Source organism: Algihabitans sp. (genome assembly GCF_965226985.1).
Lineage (GTDB): Bacteria > Pseudomonadota > Alphaproteobacteria > Kiloniellales > DSM-21159 > Algihabitans.
Map to the genome: position 1 here is coordinate 3,736,050 of NZ_OZ245712.1, position 17,177 is coordinate 3,753,226.

The 17,177-nt window shown below is 65.1% G+C and carries 18 protein-coding genes; 11 read left to right on the plus strand and 7 right to left on the minus strand.

Annotated features, from left to right (window positions below):
* The first annotated feature begins 8 nt into the window (after positions 1-8).
* The 4 genes from ACO054_RS17070 to ACO054_RS17085 all read left to right on the plus strand — a co-directional run bounded on the left by ACO054_RS17070 (position 9) and on the right by ACO054_RS17085 (position 4,083).
* Positions 9-518 (plus strand): hypothetical protein, encoded by a 510-nt coding sequence (locus ACO054_RS17070; RefSeq protein ID WP_421707787.1) that lies wholly within the window; start codon positions 9-11, stop codon positions 516-518.
* A 201-nt stretch (positions 519-719) separates the two neighbouring features.
* Positions 720-2,390 (plus strand): gamma-glutamyltransferase, encoded by a 1,671-nt coding sequence (gene ggt, locus ACO054_RS17075; RefSeq protein WP_421707788.1) that lies wholly within the window; start codon positions 720-722, stop codon positions 2,388-2,390.
* A complete protein-coding gene (locus ACO054_RS17080; protein WP_421707789.1) occupies positions 2,377-3,594 on the plus strand; it encodes a class I SAM-dependent rRNA methyltransferase in 1,218 nt (405 codons plus the stop codon). The genes ggt and ACO054_RS17080 overlap by 14 nt, the downstream gene beginning before the upstream one ends.
* A gap of 90 nt (positions 3,595-3,684) precedes the next feature.
* Positions 3,685-4,083 (plus strand): VOC family protein, encoded by a 399-nt coding sequence (locus tag ACO054_RS17085; protein ID WP_421707790.1) that lies wholly within the window; start codon positions 3,685-3,687, stop codon positions 4,081-4,083.
* A gap of 34 nt (positions 4,084-4,117) precedes the next feature.
* Here the strand turns inward: ACO054_RS17085 and ACO054_RS17090 are convergent, their stop codons facing one another.
* The 4 genes from ACO054_RS17090 to ACO054_RS17105 form a co-directional block, all read right to left on the minus strand.
* A complete protein-coding gene (locus ACO054_RS17090) occupies positions 4,118-4,321 on the minus strand; it encodes a hypothetical protein (protein WP_421707791.1) in 204 nt (67 codons plus the stop codon).
* A gap of 70 nt (positions 4,322-4,391) precedes the next feature.
* A complete protein-coding gene (locus ACO054_RS17095; protein WP_421707792.1) occupies positions 4,392-5,849 on the minus strand; it encodes an ATP-binding protein in 1,458 nt (485 codons plus the stop codon).
* A 631-nt stretch (positions 5,850-6,480) separates the two neighbouring features.
* Positions 6,481-7,902, minus strand: coding sequence for a dihydrolipoyl dehydrogenase family protein (locus ACO054_RS17100; protein ID WP_421707793.1), 1,422 nt, complete (start codon positions 7,900-7,902; stop codon positions 6,481-6,483).
* Positions 7,903-7,951: 49 nt separating this feature from the next.
* Positions 7,952-8,758, minus strand: coding sequence for a TVP38/TMEM64 family protein (locus ACO054_RS17105; protein WP_421707794.1), 807 nt, complete (start codon positions 8,756-8,758; stop codon positions 7,952-7,954).
* A gap of 303 nt (positions 8,759-9,061) precedes the next feature.
* Here ACO054_RS17105 and rpmH point away from each other — a divergent pair, with 303 nt between their 5' ends.
* From rpmH to argB, 6 genes are all read left to right on the plus strand, one after another.
* Complete coding sequence (rpmH, locus tag ACO054_RS17110) at positions 9,062-9,196, plus strand: 50S ribosomal protein L34 (protein WP_421707795.1); 135 nt, start codon at positions 9,062-9,064, stop codon at positions 9,194-9,196.
* 133 nt (positions 9,197-9,329) lie between these two features.
* Complete coding sequence (rnpA, locus tag ACO054_RS17115; protein WP_421707796.1) at positions 9,330-9,779, plus strand: ribonuclease P protein component; 450 nt, start codon at positions 9,330-9,332, stop codon at positions 9,777-9,779.
* Positions 9,780-9,781: 2 nt separating this feature from the next.
* Positions 9,782-10,192, plus strand: coding sequence for a membrane protein insertion efficiency factor YidD (gene yidD / locus ACO054_RS17120; protein WP_421710381.1), 411 nt, complete (start codon positions 9,782-9,784; stop codon positions 10,190-10,192).
* 7 nt (positions 10,193-10,199) lie between these two features.
* Positions 10,200-12,176, plus strand: a complete 1,977-nt coding sequence (yidC, locus tag ACO054_RS17125; RefSeq protein ID WP_421707797.1) for a membrane protein insertase YidC — start codon at positions 10,200-10,202, stop codon at positions 12,174-12,176.
* A 10-nt stretch (positions 12,177-12,186) separates the two neighbouring features.
* Positions 12,187-12,891, plus strand: a complete 705-nt coding sequence (yihA, locus tag ACO054_RS17130; protein ID WP_421707798.1) for a ribosome biogenesis GTP-binding protein YihA/YsxC — start codon at positions 12,187-12,189, stop codon at positions 12,889-12,891.
* 82 nt (positions 12,892-12,973) lie between these two features.
* Complete coding sequence (gene argB, locus ACO054_RS17135; protein ID WP_421707799.1) at positions 12,974-13,885, plus strand: acetylglutamate kinase; 912 nt, start codon at positions 12,974-12,976, stop codon at positions 13,883-13,885.
* 50 nt (positions 13,886-13,935) lie between these two features.
* Here argB and ACO054_RS17140 read toward each other — a convergent pair whose 3' ends face one another.
* From ACO054_RS17140 to ACO054_RS17150, 3 genes are all read right to left on the minus strand, one after another.
* The gene (locus ACO054_RS17140; RefSeq protein ID WP_421707800.1) at positions 13,936-14,274 is read right to left on the minus strand and encodes a MarR family transcriptional regulator; all 339 of its coding nucleotides are present in this window, start codon (positions 14,272-14,274) and stop codon (positions 13,936-13,938) included.
* Between the two features lie 10 nt (positions 14,275-14,284).
* Positions 14,285-14,728 (minus strand): universal stress protein, encoded by a 444-nt coding sequence (locus ACO054_RS17145; RefSeq protein ID WP_421707801.1) that lies wholly within the window; start codon positions 14,726-14,728, stop codon positions 14,285-14,287.
* A gap of 157 nt (positions 14,729-14,885) precedes the next feature.
* Positions 14,886-16,322 carry a leucyl aminopeptidase family protein gene (locus ACO054_RS17150; protein WP_421707802.1) on the minus strand — a complete coding sequence of 479 codons (1,437 nt, stop codon included), beginning with the start codon at positions 16,320-16,322 and terminating at the stop codon, positions 14,886-14,888.
* Positions 16,323-16,439: 117 nt separating this feature from the next.
* On the opposite strand from ACO054_RS17150, the gene ACO054_RS17155 reads away from it, so the two are divergent.
* Entirely contained in the window at positions 16,440-17,144 is a 705-nt protein-coding gene (locus ACO054_RS17155) for a glutathione S-transferase family protein (RefSeq protein ID WP_421707803.1), read from the plus strand.
* Positions 17,145-17,177: the final 33 nt, after the last annotated feature.

A 17,177-nucleotide genomic window follows, 5' to 3' on the forward strand; every position in this document is an offset into this window, starting at 1 on the left:
TGACGGTCATGTCACTGACAACCGACCGGGTCAATCAGGCCTTCCCGCTGATCCAAGCCATCGCGCCGAACGTCAGCCTGGAGGAGTGGCAGGCTTTCGCGCAACCTCTCCTGTCCCGCGGGACCGATACCACGACCGCCCCCGGCGGTATTCTGCCCGGCGGTATTCTAATCGCCGAGGACGAGCGCGGTTACATCGCCGGGCTGGTGGCTTATCGGCTTCAGCGCGATCTTCTCCACGGACCGGTGTTGGTGGCCGAACATTTCATCGCCTTCGACTTCTTCGAACGCGACCGCATCGCCGATGCCCTGGCACGCGCGCTGGAAGGCCTCGCCGCGGGCCACCGCTGCGCGGCGATCCACACCGTGCTGCCCGACGGCATCGAGCGCGCCCGCCGCCAATGGCTGATAGACATGCTGCAGCATCGCGGCCACGCGCCCCACTGCTTCGCACTGCAGAAGCCGATGGCGCAAAAGTCCGCGAGCTCCAAAAGCTTGCCTATGCCGCAAGCTACCTAGTCGCTAGACTGCCAGCGTCATCGCCAGATTGTTGGCAACATGCAGTCCCATCGTCATAGCTCGCTTCCGGAGTCCATGCTCTCTCAGTCATCCCCAACTTTCGGGTGCGCTCCGAGCCGTGCGTCGCTGCGCGCAATAGGCCGCCGGCTCAGCAGCGCACTGCTATGCGCCGCGGCCCTTGGTCTCGCGGCGCCCGCTTCCATGGCACAGGACACGACGACGCCGGCGGTCGAGGGGCCTCTCGCCGGTGCTCCGACACGAGCCATGGTCTCCGCTGCCAACCCCCACGCCACGCGTGCCGGCGTCGCCATGCTGGAGGCCGGGGGCAGTGCCGTCGATGCGGCCATTGCGGCCCAGCTGGTGCTGGGGCTGGTCGAACCGCAGTCCTCAGGCATCGGCGGCGGCGCCTTTCTGCTGCACCATGATCCGGCAAGCGGCCAGACCCATGCCTACGACGGTCGCGAGACCGCGCCCCTGGCTGCCACGGGGGATCAGTTCATGACGGCCGAGGGAGAACCGCTGGGATTCTGGGACGCTGTCCCGGGCGGTCTGTCCGTTGGCGTACCGGGCGTCCTGAAGATGCTTGAACTGTCCCATAGCGAGCATGGCACGCTCGCCTGGGCGCGGCTCTTCGAACCGGCGATCGCGCTGGCCGAGAACGGCTTTCTCGTCTCGCCGCGGCTGCATGCCTTGATCGCACGGGACAGGCTGCTTCCCAAGTTCCCGGCTGCCGCATCCTACTTCTATACGCCGGCGGGCAGGCCGCGCCCGGTCGGTACCGTCCTCCGGAACCCGGCCTATGCCGAGACCCTGCGCCGAATTGCGGCGGAAGGGACCTCGGCCTTCTACGAAGGTGAAGTGGCCGCCGACATCGTCGCGGCGGTGCGCAATGCCACAATCAATCCGGGACGGATGACCCAAGCCGATCTGGCTGCCTACCAAGCCGTCCGGCGGGCACCGCTCTGCGGTCCCTATCGCGAGTGGGAGGTTTGCGGCATGCCTCCCCCCACCTCAGGCGGCACGGCGGTCTTACAGATGTTGGGCCTGCTGGAGCCGCACGACCTGGGTGCGACCGATCCGACAGACCCGCAAACCCTGCATCTGCTGGCTGAAGCCGGAAAGCTGGCCTTCGCAGACCGGAACGCCTTCTTGGCGGATTCCGATTTCGTGGAGGTTCCGCTCGACAGCCTGCTCGACCCGGACTACCTCGCCAGCCGAAGTGAGCTGATCGACCCGCAACGCGCCTTGCCGGAAGCCCAACCGGGCCTGGAGCTGCGCAACGGAACCTGGGTTCAGGTAGAGCCGCCCTCGACCACCCATCTCAGCGTGATCGACGCCGATGGTCGGGCGGTCTCCATGACCAGTTCGGTCGAGAACGCCTTCGGGTCGCGCCTGATGGTGCGCGGATTTCTGCTCAACAATCAGCTGACCGACTTCGCTTTCGTGCCCGAGGTCGACGGGCGCCCCGTTGCCAACAGGGTCGAACCGGGGAAACGCCCGCGCAGTTCCATGTCGCCGACCCTGGTGTTCGACGAGGGCGGCACCTTGCGCCTGGCTATCGGCTCGCCCGGCGGAAGCCGGATTATCGGCTACGTCGTGCGCGCCCTGACCGGAATCCTGGATCACGACCTGAGTGTCCAGGCGGCCATCGACCTGCCGCACGCGGTCAACCGGAACGGCCAGACGGACCTGGAGTCCGCGACGGCGGCGGCTTCGGCCAGGGCGGCGTTGGAAGCCCTCGGGCATGTCGTTCGGGAAACCGAGATGACCAGCGGGCTGCACGGCATTTTCGTGCTGCAGGACGGGAGTCTGGAGGGCGGAGCCGACCGCCGCCGTGAAGGTGTAGCCCTGCCTGCCAATGTCCAACCCTGAGCCGGCGGGGCAGCGCCCGGCCCTTCGCCTGAAGCCGAAAGCGGAGCGGCGCCTTCTGCGCGGTCACCCTTGGGTCTTCTCCAACGAGCTGGAGATGACGTCCGAAGCCAAGGCACTCGAACTGGGTGCCCTGGTGCGTCTTGAAACCCACAACGGTCGACCGCTCGGCGTCGCAAGCTTCAATCGCCACACCTTGATCGCGGCCCGAGTTCTGGCGCGCGATCCCGAAACCAGGATCGACGCTGGCTTCCTATTCGAACGTCTGCAGCGCGCCGCGAAACTCCGCGAGACGCTGATCGAGAGCCCCCACTACCGGCTTTGCCATGCCGAAGCTGACGGCCTGCCCGGCCTCGTCATCGATCGCTTCGGCGACACGGTCGTCCTGCAGAGCAACACGGCGGGCATGCAGGCCTTGGAAGCCCCTTTGATCGAGGCGGTGGAGACGCTGCTGCGGCCACGCAGGGTGATTCTGCGCAACGATACCCCGGCGCGCAAACTGGAGAGCCTGAACCAGGAGACGCGGGTCCTCGGCGAAAGCGGCGAGCGGGACGAGAACGCCCCGATCGAGCTGCTGGAGCATGGGACCCGCTTTCTCGCGGACCCGCTGCGCGGCCAGAAGACCGGGTGGTTCTACGACCAGCGAGACAACCGTCGCTGGGTCGCGCAGCTGGCGCCCGGCGCCCGTGTGCTCGACGCCTACAGCTATTCCGGCGGTTTCGCGATCCAGGCCGCGCGGGCCGGCGCCGACTCGGTGACCGCCCTCGACCGCTCGGACGGCGCCCTGTCGCTGGTTGAAGCGGCCGCCGGTCTGAACGGCGTGGCGTCCCGGATCGCCACGCGCCGAAGCGACGTCTTCCGCGAACTTCCGGCGCTTGCGGCCGCCAAGGAACGCTTCGATCTGGTGATCTGCGATCCGCCGGCCTTCGCCAAGTCCAAGAAGGATCTACCGCAGGCTCTGCGCGGCTACCGAAAACTGACCAAGCTCGCCGCGGCGCTCGTCGCACCCGGCGGTTACCTGGTTCTCTGCTCCTGCTCTCACCACGTCGGACCGGAGGCCTTCGCCGAGCAATGCGCGCGCGGGCTGGCAGACGCCGAACGCCCGGCCCGGATCCTGCGCCGCGCGGCGGCGGCACCGGATCATCCGGTACACCCCCTGCTGCCGGAAAGCGACTACCTGAAGTGCCTGGTCTTCGCGCTGGACTGATGTCGCCGGAGCGGCTTGACGCTCCCCAGCGTCGCGGCTTCTATCCCTGCCTCTTCGGATTCGGCCCATCCAGCCTCAAAGGAGGACGCGGTGATCGACCACATCTCCGTTCCCGTCGCCGACCTGGAGGCGAGTCGGGCTTTCTATGAAAAGGTCCTGGCACCGCTCGGCATGACCTTGCTGGTCGAGCGCGAAAGCACCGTCGGCTTCGGTAAACGCTATCCCGAGTTCTGGCTGAACGCACGACCCCGCCTGAAGCCTTTGCCGCCCGACAGCGGCCATCACGTCGGCCTGCGGGCCCGCTCGCGTGAAGCGGTCCTGGCTTTCCATCAGGCCGCGCTGGCGGCGGGCGGAACGGACGCCGGTGCGCCGGGCAAGCGGCAGGCAGCCCTGACGGACTACTTCGGTGCCTTCATCTTCGATCTTGACGGCAACAAGGTCGAGGCTTTGACCTTTCCGGCAGTCCCAGCAAGCTCGACGTCCGAGTAACTAAGGGGCCAACCCCGGCCGATTTCTCTCGGCTTCAGTTGTCTTGGGGTATCCGTTCGGTCTTGCCCGACTCCCCGTCGTAGCCGCGTTTGATCTGCCAGAAGATGAAAAAAACCGAGAAGAGAGCCATGATCAGGCCAGCCTCGTAGAGCGCGCTCTCGTCGCTTCTGGCGGCCAAAAAGAGACCCACCAGCCCGATCAGACCGACAGACACGCAAATGATGATTCGCAAGACCATGACACCGATTCCCTCTCAGACCCTGCCCCGGATAGAGCCATGCCACCCAGGACCTGCGCGTTGACCCACGTCAAGCTGCCGTCTTGGCGCCGCGACCGTTGCGCCGCAGGTGGCCCTTCTGGCGCAATGGCAGAACGACGCGGAAGCGGGTTCCGCTCGCATCGCTGTCCTTTAGCCGGATGTCGCCGCCGTGAGCGCGCAGGAGTTCCTTCGCAATGGCCAAGCCCAAACCGGTCCCACCGCTGCGGGTAGAAACGGCGAAGGGCTGAAACAGGCGTTCGCGCGCCCGAACCGTCAGGCCCGACCCGTTGTCTTCCAGGTCGACCTCGATCTTGCCGGTCTGCTGGCGGGCACTGATCGTCACACGCTCGGCCCCGGCTTGATAGGCGTTGCGCGCCAGGTTTTCGAAAACCCGGAAGAGCTGGTTACGGTCGGCCTCCACCACCGTGCCCGGGACGACGCGGTTGTCCCACTGGCGGCCACCAGGATCTTCGGCGGTCACGTCGCTACCGACGTCCGCCAGCAGCGCGTTCAGATCGACCCGGCAGAGATCGAGCGATGCGGGGCCTTCACGCGTGAAGTCGAGGGTTCGACCGCAGAGTTCGACCGCGCGGTCGATGGCCTTGAACAGGGTCGGCGCGACCCGCCGCACATCGGAATCGCTCGACTGAGCGAGACGGTCGGAAATCAATTGAGCCGTGGACAACATGTTCCGCAGATCGTGATTGATCTTGGTCACGGCGATGCCCAGGGCAGCCAGCCGGGTTTTCTGATGAAGCGAAGCGCGCAAGGCCTTCTGCATCTCATGAAGCTGACGCTCGGCCACGCCGATCTCGTCACTGCGCCCCGAAGGCTTGACGACGCGCGCGCCATCTTCGGGATCGTCGCGGAAGGCAATCATGTTTTCCGTCAGACGGCGCATCGGGACGACCATGACCCGGAAGAGCGTCAGGTAGACGAGCCCCGCGGTGATCGCGGAGATCACCAGGCTGAGCCCCAGAATGCGCCAGCCGAAGGCCCTCAGTTCATCCTGCAGCGGCCCCTCGTCCATCACCACTTCGACAAGCGTGTCCGCGCGCTGCGGCGACCAACCCACGACCCGTATGACCCGATTGCTCTTCGGCAGCAAACAGCCGACCGCGTCCCGGATCAGCGTGAAGAAGCCCGCCTCGCGCAGGTCGTAGCTTGCTTCGACACCGCCGACCGGCTCTTCGATCATCAGCATCAGCTTGCCGGGGCGCTCGGGCTTCTGTAGTGCGACCGAATAAACCCCGATGTGACTGAGAATTTCCCGCTCCGAAACGGGGTCGATCATATCGACCGGGCTGGCCTCCAGCGCCAAGATGCCGAGATGCCCGGTCGCCAGCTTCTCCTCAAGGTAACTCAGGCGATAGCGGCCGACCGAAGGCGCGAAGATCAGCACTTCGGCAAGCATAACGAAAAGCACCGTCAACACCAGAAGACGTGCGGAAAGGCTGCGCGCCGGCGGCGGCAGGGACAGGCGGCGCGACGGACGGGCCTCAGTCATAGGAGCCTTATATCACTCGCCGCGGCAGTCAAACATACTGGCTGAACGAACGCTTGATCTGCGGGACATGGTAAAGCCCGCGAAGGATCCATTAAAAAAGGCGGCGCGGCGTGCCCGTTAAAAGAACAAACACCTTCCAACGAGCGCGCCGCGCACAAAAAACCCAGTTCGAGAAGCTTAGTTCTTCTTCGCAGCGCAAGGATTGCAGGGGTTGCACGGATTAGCAGCGGCGCAGGGGTTCTTCGCCGCACAGGGATTCTTCGCCGCACAGGGGTTGCAGGGGTTGGCCGCTGCGCAAGGGTTCTTGCCGGCACAAGGGTTACAGGGGTTACAGCTTGCGATCTGCAGGCTCCCCGGACCGGCCTGAGCATGTGCCACAGCGGCGGGCAGTGCCACGGCAGCCGTCGCCAGACTCGCAACCGACAGCGCCAGAGCCGTCTGCTTCGCCGTTTTCTTAATCATGAGGTACGTCTCCAATCCTGTTCGGGCAAGGCCAAGTCGGCCCACTACATCGGGGCGTGTCTTCTTGAGCGCGCCCTGTCCAAACAGAGTGAAGCGATAAGACCATCAGCTCGAATCACGATGACGCACCAAGCTTCACCTTCGCGTGAGAGCGAACTGTCGGTTCATATTAAGGCAAACGAAGCAGCAGGCGTACGATTTTCTTGGTGCGCTCGCTGAAGAGCTTCGGCGTGTAGAAGCTGCCAGCCGCACGTTTGCTGACTTCGCCCAGGGTCGGGTAGGGCGCGATGACCTGAGCCATCGCGGAGACCTTGAGCCCATTGGCGATCGCCAGGATCCAGGGCTGAATCAACTCACCAGCCTGCGGTCCGACGATGGAGGCTCCGAGGATCTTGCCCTTCGGCGTGACCACGACCTTGCAGAAACCCTCCGTTCGGCGCTCGGCGCGGGCCCGGTCATTCTCGTGGAAATCCCAGCGCAGGATGTTGATCCGCTCTCCGGCCTTGCGTGCCATGGCTTCCGTCATCCCGACATGGGCCAACTCGGGTTCGGTGTAGGTCACCCAGGGCACGGCTTTGGTCTCGACCTTCCCGGGCAGGCGGAACAGGGCATTCTTGATCACGATGCCGGCGTGATGGCCCGCCATGTGGGTGAACTGCGGACCGCGCGCGACGTCGCCCGCAGCGTAGACGCGCCTGTTCGTGGTGCGCAGCCGGGCGTCGGTCTTGATACCCCGATGGTCGTAGGCAATTCCCGCCGCATCCAGACCGAGACCCTCGACCGTCGGCTGACGCCCGGCCGCGAGCAGCAGGTGAGATCCTTCGATCCGTTCTTCCCGCCCGTCGCGTACAACCGTGACCACCACGCCGTTACCCGCGGCGCCGACGCGGGCGACCTTGGCCTGCTCGTAGAGTTCGACGCCGTCTCGCGTGAGCCGCCGCCGCACGACCTCCACCAGCTCCGGATCGTCGTTCTGCAGGATGCTCCCCATCTCGACCAGCGAGACGCGCGCGCCGAGATGCCGAAAGGCCTGTCCCAGCTCACTGCCGATGGGTCCACCGCCGATGACGATCAGATGTTCCGGCCGTTCGGTAAGGGAGAACACCGTCTCGTTGGTCAGATAGGAGATGTGTTCCAGCCCCTCGATGGGCGGTACGAAGGCCCGCGATCCGGTCGCGACGACGAAACGCTTGGCCCGGATCCGGGCCCCGTTCGCCACCACGGTCCGCTCGTCTTCGAAAAGCGCGGCATCCCGGATCACCTCGACACCCAGGCCGGTGAAGCGCTCTTCCGAATCCAGCGGCGCAATCCCGTCGATGACGTCCCGGACGTGTGCATGAACTCGGGCGAAGTCGACGCTGGGCTCCGGCGAGTCGATGCCGAAAGCCGCCGTGTGCCGCCAGGCCTGTGCCGCCCGACCGGCCACCAGAAGGGACTTTGAAGGGACGCAACCGTAGTTCAGACAGTCGCCGCCCATCTCCGCCTTTTCGATCAGAACCGTTTGCGCGCCCATCTGACTGGCGCCGGCAGCGATCGACAGACCGGCGGAGCCGGCCCCGATCACGCAGATGTCGGGTTCCAGAGACTTCATGGGGACCTCTCCCTTGAACCGGACTCGAAGAAGGCCGGAGTTTGCGCTTTCAGCGCGTTGCCGCGCGGCGAGCTTTCCAGGTCTTGTAGACAACCGGCAGCAAGGCGAGCACCGCGAGGCCGAGGATCGGCGTCAGAATGTCGAGACTGAAGATGATCCCGATATCCGGCGTTTCACCCTGATCGAACAGCGCGCCCACGCCGTTGCCGAGGCTGGCGTAGACGAAGGTACCGGGAATGATGCCCAGAACCGTGCCGATCACATAGGTGCGCAGCGGCACGCCCAGGAAGGCCGGGACGAGATTGACCAGCCAGAAGGGGAAGATCGGAATCAGGCGCAGGACCAACAGATAACTGAGCGCATGCTCGCGAAAACCCGCCTCCATGCGCTTCAGAGTGCCGCCGACCCGCTTGCGCAGACTGTCGCCCAGGGCCGTGCGTGCCGCGAGGAATACAGCCACGGAGCCCAGTGTCGCCCCGGTCACCACATAAAGAGTCCCGAACAGCGTGCCGAAGAGAAATCCGCCCAGGACCGTCAGCACGGCCCCCCCAGGTATGGAAAAGGCCGTCGCCAGGGCATAGGCGAAAACAAAGACCAGGACCGTGCGCAACTCGTAGCGCTCGACCTGATCGAGCAGCCAGCCGCGGTTTTCGGCCAGCGCGTCGAAACTCAGGTACCTGCCCAGATCGAAGGCCAGCCAAGCCGTCGCACCGACGCCGAAGAGCAGCACCAAAGGCAACCAGCGGAGCCAGATCGCGCCTCCGCTTTGGGTCGCGCCGGGTCGATCCGAGGCCTCCGAAGCGGCCGCGTCCTGCAAGGCGTCGTCGTTCTTGATATTACCGTCGATCTGGGTCATGGCCGCTGTTAAGCCCTTTGCGCTTGGCGGGAGGCCGTCGAGTTTTGCCACGCCACGATGTAAATTTCGTTGCGTTCACCGGCCAATCACCGATCAGTGATGGCTGTGGACCGCATCACAGACGCTGGGGCTCCTGCCATCGAACCGCCCCGGCGGTCACTCTTCGTCGTCATTTCAGCAGATCGACCGGTCCGCGGTTGCCGCATCGGGTCAATCGGCAGGTTGGCAACGTTGACACCTCGCGGGGGCAACTCTATACACCCTCGGCAATTCCGCACAGCTTCCGTGGTATGGAGACGTCAAGTGAAGCGCACGTATCAGCCGAGCGCGCTGGTCCGCAAGCGTCGGCACGGGTTTCGTTCCCGCATGGCGACCAAGAACGGCCGCAAAGTCCTGGCCCGCCGCCGCGCCAAAGGGCGCAAGGTTCTGTCGGCCTAGGCGACGGTCTGAAAAGGTACTCGACAGTACCTTTTCAAAAAGTTTCGTCCTGCTTTCCTTGCCGACCGGCCATAGACAGCGTCCAACAGGGCGCGGTCGCCGGGCGGAGTCCGGCGAAACGGTGCAACAGCGAATGGCCTCGAACTCCAGCGCCGATGGTCGGGCCAAACGGCTCGCACGCCTCAAGTGCCGCAGCGAGTTTCTGCGCGCGGCCGGGCGCGGGCGCAAATGGGCAGCGCCCGGGCTGGTGCTGCAGGCCTGCCGGCGACCTAGGAACGCCGACGGCGAAGCGGATTCGGCACCGCCACGGGTCGGGTTCACGGCAAGCCGGAAAGTCGGCTCAGCAGTGCAGCGCAACCGCGCACGCCGACGCTTGCGGGCTGCGGCAGACCAGCTTCTGCCGCGCTCGGCACGCGCCGGGACCGATTACGTTTTGATTGCGCGAGCCGGGACGCTGACCCGACCCTACCGGGATCTCGTCGGCGATCTGGAAACCGCCTTGAAGCGCGTGGCCGAGGCTCGTAACCACCGCCGACCGCCCCCATCTCGGCCGAGTGGCAAGACTGCGGAGGACAGGCGATGAGCATGCCAGCGGGCCATGAAAGCACGTCATGTGAGGACGCGTCATGTGAGGACGCGTTACCGGAAAAGCGCCAGTCGCCGGTCTCTAGGTTGAGTTTGCCGCTGATCTGGCTTCTGTCCGGACCGATCTGGGTTTACCGCCTGCTGATTTCGCCGCTCATGCCGCCGACGTGCCGTTTCTCCCCGACCTGCTCGGCCTATGCCTTGGAGGCGCTGCAACGGCACGGACCGATCCGTGGAAGCTGGCTGGCCGTTCGTCGGATTTCGCGGTGCCATCCCTGGGGTGGTGACGGCTATGATCCCGTACCAGAACGGAGCCGGCCTGAACGGCGACCACCGTCCCGCGATACCGCATCGCCCTCTCGTTCATCCACTCGTCCGACCTGCGGTCACGCAGCCCACAGGAGCCGATAAGCCCATCATGGACCAGAAGAACCTGATCCTCGCCATCGCCCTGTCGGTCGGCATCATTCTGCTTTGGGAAGTCTTCATCAGCGGGCCGCAACGCGAGGCTCAACTTCAACAGCAGCGGATCGAGCAGCAGGCAGAGCAACCGGCCGGCACCGAGATCGCCCCCACCCTGGAGAGCGAGACCGCAGGCGTCGAACCCGGCGGACTGGGGGGGCTGAACCGGGCTCAAGCCTTGGAGCAGGGACCGCGTCTGAGGATCGAGACACCGGCGCTGGACGGCTCCATAAATCTGGTCGGCGCCCGTTTCGACGATCTGACGCTCCTGCGCTATCGCGAGACGATCGAGGACGACAGCCCCAATATCGAGCTTCTGCAGCCAGTCGGCACGACGATGCCCTACTTCGCACGGTTCGACTGGACGGCCGTAGGCGATCTGCAGGTTCCCGGCCCTGATGCGGTCTGGGAGTCCGACGTCCGGACGCTGACCACCGACCAGCCCGCCACGCTGACTTGGCAGAACGATGCCGGGCTGACATTCGTGCAAGAGATTTCGATCGATGAGAACTATCTCTTCACGGTTACCCAGCGCGTGATCAACCGATCCGGCCAGGACGTCGCTCTTGCGCCCTACGGCGCCGTCTCGCGCAGCGGCACGCCGGATACCCTCGACTTCTTCATCCTGCACGAAGGCATGATCGGCGTGCTGGGAGAGGAGCTTTTCGAGATCTCCTACGACGACATCCGCGACGACCGGCAGATGCAGACGGCATCGACCGGAGGCTGGATCGGCATCACCGACAAATACTGGATGACGACGCTGGTCCCCGATCAGCAAAGCGAGATCCAAGGCCGTTTCCTCTACTCCGAAGACGCCGGCGTCCCGAAATACCAGGCCGACTTCATCTATGCGCCTCTGGCCGTGCCGGCGGACGGTAGCGCCGAGATCACGACCCGCGTCTTCCTCGGTGCCAAACAGGCCACCCTGCTCGACGACTATTCCGACGCCTACAACATCGACCGCTTCGATCTCGCCGTAGACTTCGGCTGGTTCTACTTCCTGACCAAGCCGATCTTCCTGGCCTTGCACTGGTTGAACGGGGTGATCGGGAACTTCGGCGTTGCGATCCTGATCCTGACGGTCGGCATCAAGCTCGTGTTCTTCCCTCTGGCCAACAAGAGCTATCTGGCCATGGCCAAGATGCGCAAGCTGCAGCCGCAGATGCTGGAGATGCGCGAGCGCTTCGGCGACGACAAGCAGCGCCTGAACCAGGAAATGATGGCGCTTTACAAGAAAGAAGGCGCCAATCCGCTCGCGGGCTGCCTGCCGATCCTGATCCAGATCCCGGTGTTCTTCGCGCTCTACAAGGTGCTGTTCGTCACCATCGAGATGCGCCACGCCCCCTTCTTCGGCTGGATCCAGGATCTCTCCGCGCCCGATCCGACCACCATTCTGAACCTCTTCGGCCTGCTGCCGTGGGACGCTCCCGAACTCGGGCTGCTGAACATTTTCAATCTCGGCATCTGGCCACTGCTGATGGGCATCTCGATGTACATTCAGCAGAAGCTGAACCCGCAGCCGGCCGATCCGATGCAGGCCAAGATCTTCCTGGCCATGCCGATCGTCTTCACCTTCCTGCTTTCGACCTTCCCGGCCGGCCTGGTGATTTACTGGACCTGGAACAACACGCTATCGGTCTTGCAGCAGGCCGTAATCATGAAGCGTGCCGGCGTTCCCTTCGGCAATAAGGGACGCGACATCCTGCCGAAGCACATGCGCAGCCTCAGCAGCGACAAGAGTCAGGACGCCGAGTCCGACGAAAGTCAGGACGAGGAAAACGACGACAGCGACACGCGCAGCACGCCAAAGCGCCGCGAGAAGACCACCGCTGAGGCCGAGCCGGCGGAAACGGCGATAAGCAATCCGGGCCCCAGCAAGCGCGAGCGTAAGCGCGCGGCCAAAGGCAACGGCAAGAAGCGCAAGTCCTGAGGAGCGAAGCGTGACGCAGGAGGCCGACGCCCCCCAATCCGGGAGCGACGACGCCACCGAAGGGGCGGCAGAGCAAGAACAGGCGGCAGAGCAAGAGAACGGCCGCAGGCTGTTCGCAGCCCCCTGCAGCTTCCTGCTCTCCGTCGCGCAGATGGCGCAGCTTCCGGCCAGCGACCTGCCGGAGGTGGCCTTCGCAGGCCGTTCGAACGTCGGCAAGTCGTCCCTGGTGAACGCTCTAACGGGTCGCAAGACCCTGGCCCGCACCTCCAATACCCCGGGACGCACCCAGCAGCTCAACTTCTTCGATCTCGGCGGCCGCCTGATGCTGGTGGACCTGCCCGGCTACGGCTATGCCCAGGCAGCGAAAAGCGACATCACCCAATGGACGCGGCTGACCCGCGACTATCTGCGCGGCCGGGCGCAGTTGCGCCGCGTGCTGCTGCTGATCGACGCCCGCCATGGCCTGAAACCGAACGACCGCGACGTGATGAAGGAACTCGACACTACGGCGGTGGTCTATCAGGTCGTGCTGACAAAGGCCGACAAGGTCAAGCCGGCGGAGCTGGAGTCACTGCTTGCGCGCAGCCAACAGGAACTGGCGAGCCACGTCGCGGCCTATCCCGAGATCGCCGTGACCTCGGCTGTCAAGCAGCGCGGGATCGCCGAGTTGCGCGCGTCGTTGGGCGAACTCGCTTTGCCGACACCGCTGCGCTAGAGCGCCATTCGCGTCATCGGGGGGGGTGTGGGGGCCAAAGCAATTCCACCTAAGACGATCCTGCTCTAAAGTCCGCCGCGCCATGACCCAGATCCGCAAGAATATCGCCGAAACCAAGCATTGGCTGCGCACGGCGCGCACGCTGACTGAGGCGCTGCCCTTCATGCGCCGCTATGCCGGGCAGACCTTCGTCATCAAGTACGGCGGCCACGCCATGGGCGACGCCGAACTGGCGGACATCTTCGCGCGGGACGTGGTGCTGATGAAGCAGGTCGGGATCAACCCGGTGGTGGTTCACGGCGGCGGCCCGCAGATCGGCCGCATGCTGGAACGCCTGCACGTCGAGACCGAGTTCGTCGACGGACTGCGCGTGACCAGCGCCGCGACCGTCGACGTGGTGGAGATGGTGCTGGCTGGCACCATCAACAAATCCATCGCCTCGGCGATCAATCAGGCCGGCGGCACGGCAATCGGACTGTCCGGCAAGGACGGGAATCTGATCCAAGCCCGCAAGCTGCGCCGCACCAAGCGCGATCCGGAAAGCAATATCGAGCAGATTCTCGACCTCGGATTCGTCGGCGAGCCGGTCAAGATCAATCCGCAGGTCCTCGCGGCCTTGGAACAGTCGGGCATGATCCCGGTGATCGCACCGATCGGCGTCGGAGCGGAGGGCGAGACCTACAACATCAATGCCGACACGGTGGCAGGCGCGGTGGCGGCCGCCATCGGGGCGGCGCGGCTGCTGCTGCTGACCGACGTGATCGGCGTGCTCGACAAGCAGGGTGACCTGCTGACCGACCTGACGGTCGACGACGTCGCGCGGCTGGAAGTCGACGGCACGGTGACCGGGGGCATGATCCCGAAGCTTCAGACCTGCGTGGAGGCCGTCCGGGGCGGCGTCGAGGCTTCCGTCATTCTGGATGGCCGCGTGCCGCACGCTTTGCTGCTGGAAATCTTCACCACCAAGGGCTTGGGCACGCTGGTCCGGCGATAGCGTTGGGTTCCGCCCAGCTAGGTCGGTCGAACCGTGCCCGTCCGGAACAGCTACAGGTCGCCCGCGACGCCGCTGACGAGATCGCCGAACTCCCGTAGGAAGACCGACCCTTTGACCGTGCGCTGCACCAGGACCGAGCGCTTGTCAGCCTCGTCCACCTTGCGTTTGGCGAATTCCAGTTGCCCCAGACGGTCGAGCGCCCGGCTCACAGCCGGCTTTGAGATGGCCAGCTTCTCCGCGAGCCCGCGTACCGTGTGAGGTGGGGGCGACAGGTAGACCTCAAGCAGGATCGCGAGCTGTCGCTGTGTGAGATCGGGCCAGTCACGGACCAGAACGGCCGCACCGGTTGTTCGATAGAGGGCCAGGGCCTGTTGCGGTGTCATCTTCATCGCGCAGGTCTCAGCGTGTGGTCACGACGGTACATTTCGCTAGGCTCGCCACCTTGTGCGACACGCTGCCGAGCAGCACTCCCTCGATATCGCCCATCCCCCGTCGGCCCAGCACGATGGTATCGACCTTCCGCCGCTCCGCGAACTCCATGATGGCGCGTGCGGGATTGCCGGTCTTGATCTCCGTTCTCACCTCTGTGAGGCCGCTGGCCGCGGCCACGTCCTTGGCCTTGTCCATGATGTCCTCGGTGTATTCGTCGAGCACATACTGGGGTTCGCCGGAGAGATGTTCCAATTCGATGAAGCGTTTCACCTGCGCGCTGGGCTTCAGCTCTTTGGCCACGATGAGCAGCGTCAGGCTACCGCCGAACTTCTGGGCCAAAACACAGGCCTGCTCGGCCGCACGCAGAGCATGCTCAGACCCGTCGATGCAGCAGAGAATGTTCTGGAACATAACTTTCCCCCCGCATGACTTCCCCCGCATAACTTCCCCTGGCGGATCGTTCTTTATCCGTAACGAGAGACTATCATAGCTCGTGGACAGACAGCAGCGTCACCGCAAGCGTCCCTCCGCTCTCTGCCAGCGACCTTGCCAGTACCCGGGCATACCCTCAGCGCCAGCTCCCCCGTTCGGCCGTCATCCGCACCAGGCGGAAAAGCGCGCGCAGGCCTTGGGCCTCGCCGCCCTCCGGTCGACCCGGCCGGCTCGCAGTGTTCCAGGCCATCAGATCGATATGGATCCAGGGCGTGCCTTCCGGCACGAAGCGCTGCAGAAAGAGGGCGGCCGTGATCGCGCCGCCGAAACCCGTGCTGCCGATGTTAGAGAGGTCGGCCACCTTGCTGTCGAGAAAACGCTCGTAAGGCTTGTGCAGCGGCAACCGCCAGAGGGGATCGCCCTCCTGCTCGGCAGCTGTCAGCGCGGCTGCCGCCAGAGTGTCGCTGTTGCAGAAGAGCGCGGGCAGTTCGGTGCCGAGCGCCACCCGCGCGGCGCCGGTCAGGGTTGCCATGTCCAGCAGCAGGTCGGGGCGATCCCGGGCGGCTTCGGACAGCGCATCGCAGAGAATCAGGCGCCCCTCCGCATCGGTGTCGCCGACCTCGACTGTCAGGCCCTGTCGGGTTCGCAAGACGTCGAGCGGTCGAAAGGCGTTCCCCGACACGGCGTTCTCAACCGCGGGCACCAGCACGCGGAGGCGCAGCGGCAGACCGGCGTCCATGATGAGATAGGCGAGGCCGAGCACATGGGCGGCACCGCCCATATCCTTCTTCATCAGCTTCATGTTGGCCGGACTCTTGAGGTCGAGCCCGCCGGTGTCGAAGCAGACGCCCTTGCCGACCAGTGTGACCTGAGGTCCGCTCTCACTGCCGGTCCAGGTGAGGTCGATCAACCTCGGTTCGCGTCCCTGAGCGGCGGCACGCCCGACCGTATGCACCGCCGGATAGTCGCGCTCCAGTAGCTCCGGTCCCGCAACGACGGTGAGCTGAGCGCCGTAGCGGTCGCAAAGGTCCCTGGCGCTTCCTTCAAGATCGCCTGGGCCCATGTCCTCCGCCGGCGTCGTGATGAGATCGCGCACCCAACCGACACCGGCGGCAAGGCGACTCACTTCGGCCCGGTCGAGGCCGTCGGGCCATACCAGGCGCGCGAGTTTCGTCTCCTCCTTCGTCTTGTAGCGGCGAAAACGGTAACCTCCGATAGCCCAGCCCAGTGCCGCCACCTCCGCCAGCGCGCCGGAGCTTCCCTTAGCCAGGCAGTAGTCGCCGGCCGGCAAGGCCTCGGGTAGGCCTGCGAAGGCCCAAAGATCGGCGGGATCCTCAACCCCCAGCAGGACGCGTAGCAAACTGCCGTCGGACGCCGGCAGCAGAGCGAACTTGCCGGCTTGCGCCGAAAAATCCAACGCCGCGACCCAGGCCGCATCGCTCGGCGAGGCTGCGGCCCGCCAGCTTTCCAGCTCCGCTTTGGTCAGTGCTAGCAGCTCGACCGGTGCTTCAGCGGCGTCGATCAGATGATCTGGAGCGGCCGGGTTGGCGATGACAGTGTAAGAATCGCTCATGGGGTCCCAAGAATTCCTGCGGTTGCCGATACCTCCCCAGTCGGCCAGAAAGCGCAAGGCACCCGAAGGTTGCCGGTCCAGTCCAGTACGACAGCGGAAGGAAGAGGAGAGCAAAGAATGTCAGAGGCGCAGACAGAAATCACCTCTCCAGAGCCCAAGACCGGGCGCGACGGTTACGGCGGCGACCTGACGCTGGTGATCGGCAACAAGAACTACTCCTCCTGGTCCTTGCGCGCCGGGCTCGCGCTGGCGATGACCCGGGCCGAGGCCAAGGAGGTGCTGATCCCGCTCGACCGGCCGGAGACCCGCGAGCAGCTTCTCGCCCACTCGCCCAGCGGTCTCGTGCCGGCTCTGCTGCACGGCGAGCTCCTGGTCTGGGACTCTCTGGCGATTGCCGAGTATCTGCACGAACTCTTTCCCGACGCGGGGCTTTGGCCGGCTGCGCCTGAAGCGCGGGCCGTCGCCCGGGCGGTCAGCGCCGAGATGCACAGCGGCTTTGCGACGCTCCGTCGGGAGATGTCGATGGACATCCGCGCCAGCAAGCCGAAGACGCCCAGCGCCGACTGTCAGGCCGACATCGACCGCATCGCCCAGATCTGGAGCGAATGTCGCGGCGAGTTCGGGAAAACCGGACCGTACCTGTTCGGACAGCCCTCGATCGCCGACTGCGTTTACGCACCGGTCGCCTCGCGCTTCCGGACCTACGGCGTCAGGCTCGACGCGACCTGTCAGGCCTACGTCGACACCCTGTTCGCCTGGCCACCGATGCAGGCCTGGGTCGAAGCTGCGAAGGTCGAGCCCTGGGACCTGCCGGATCACTAAAGCGTTTTGTGATCGTCAGGGATGCTATCCGGC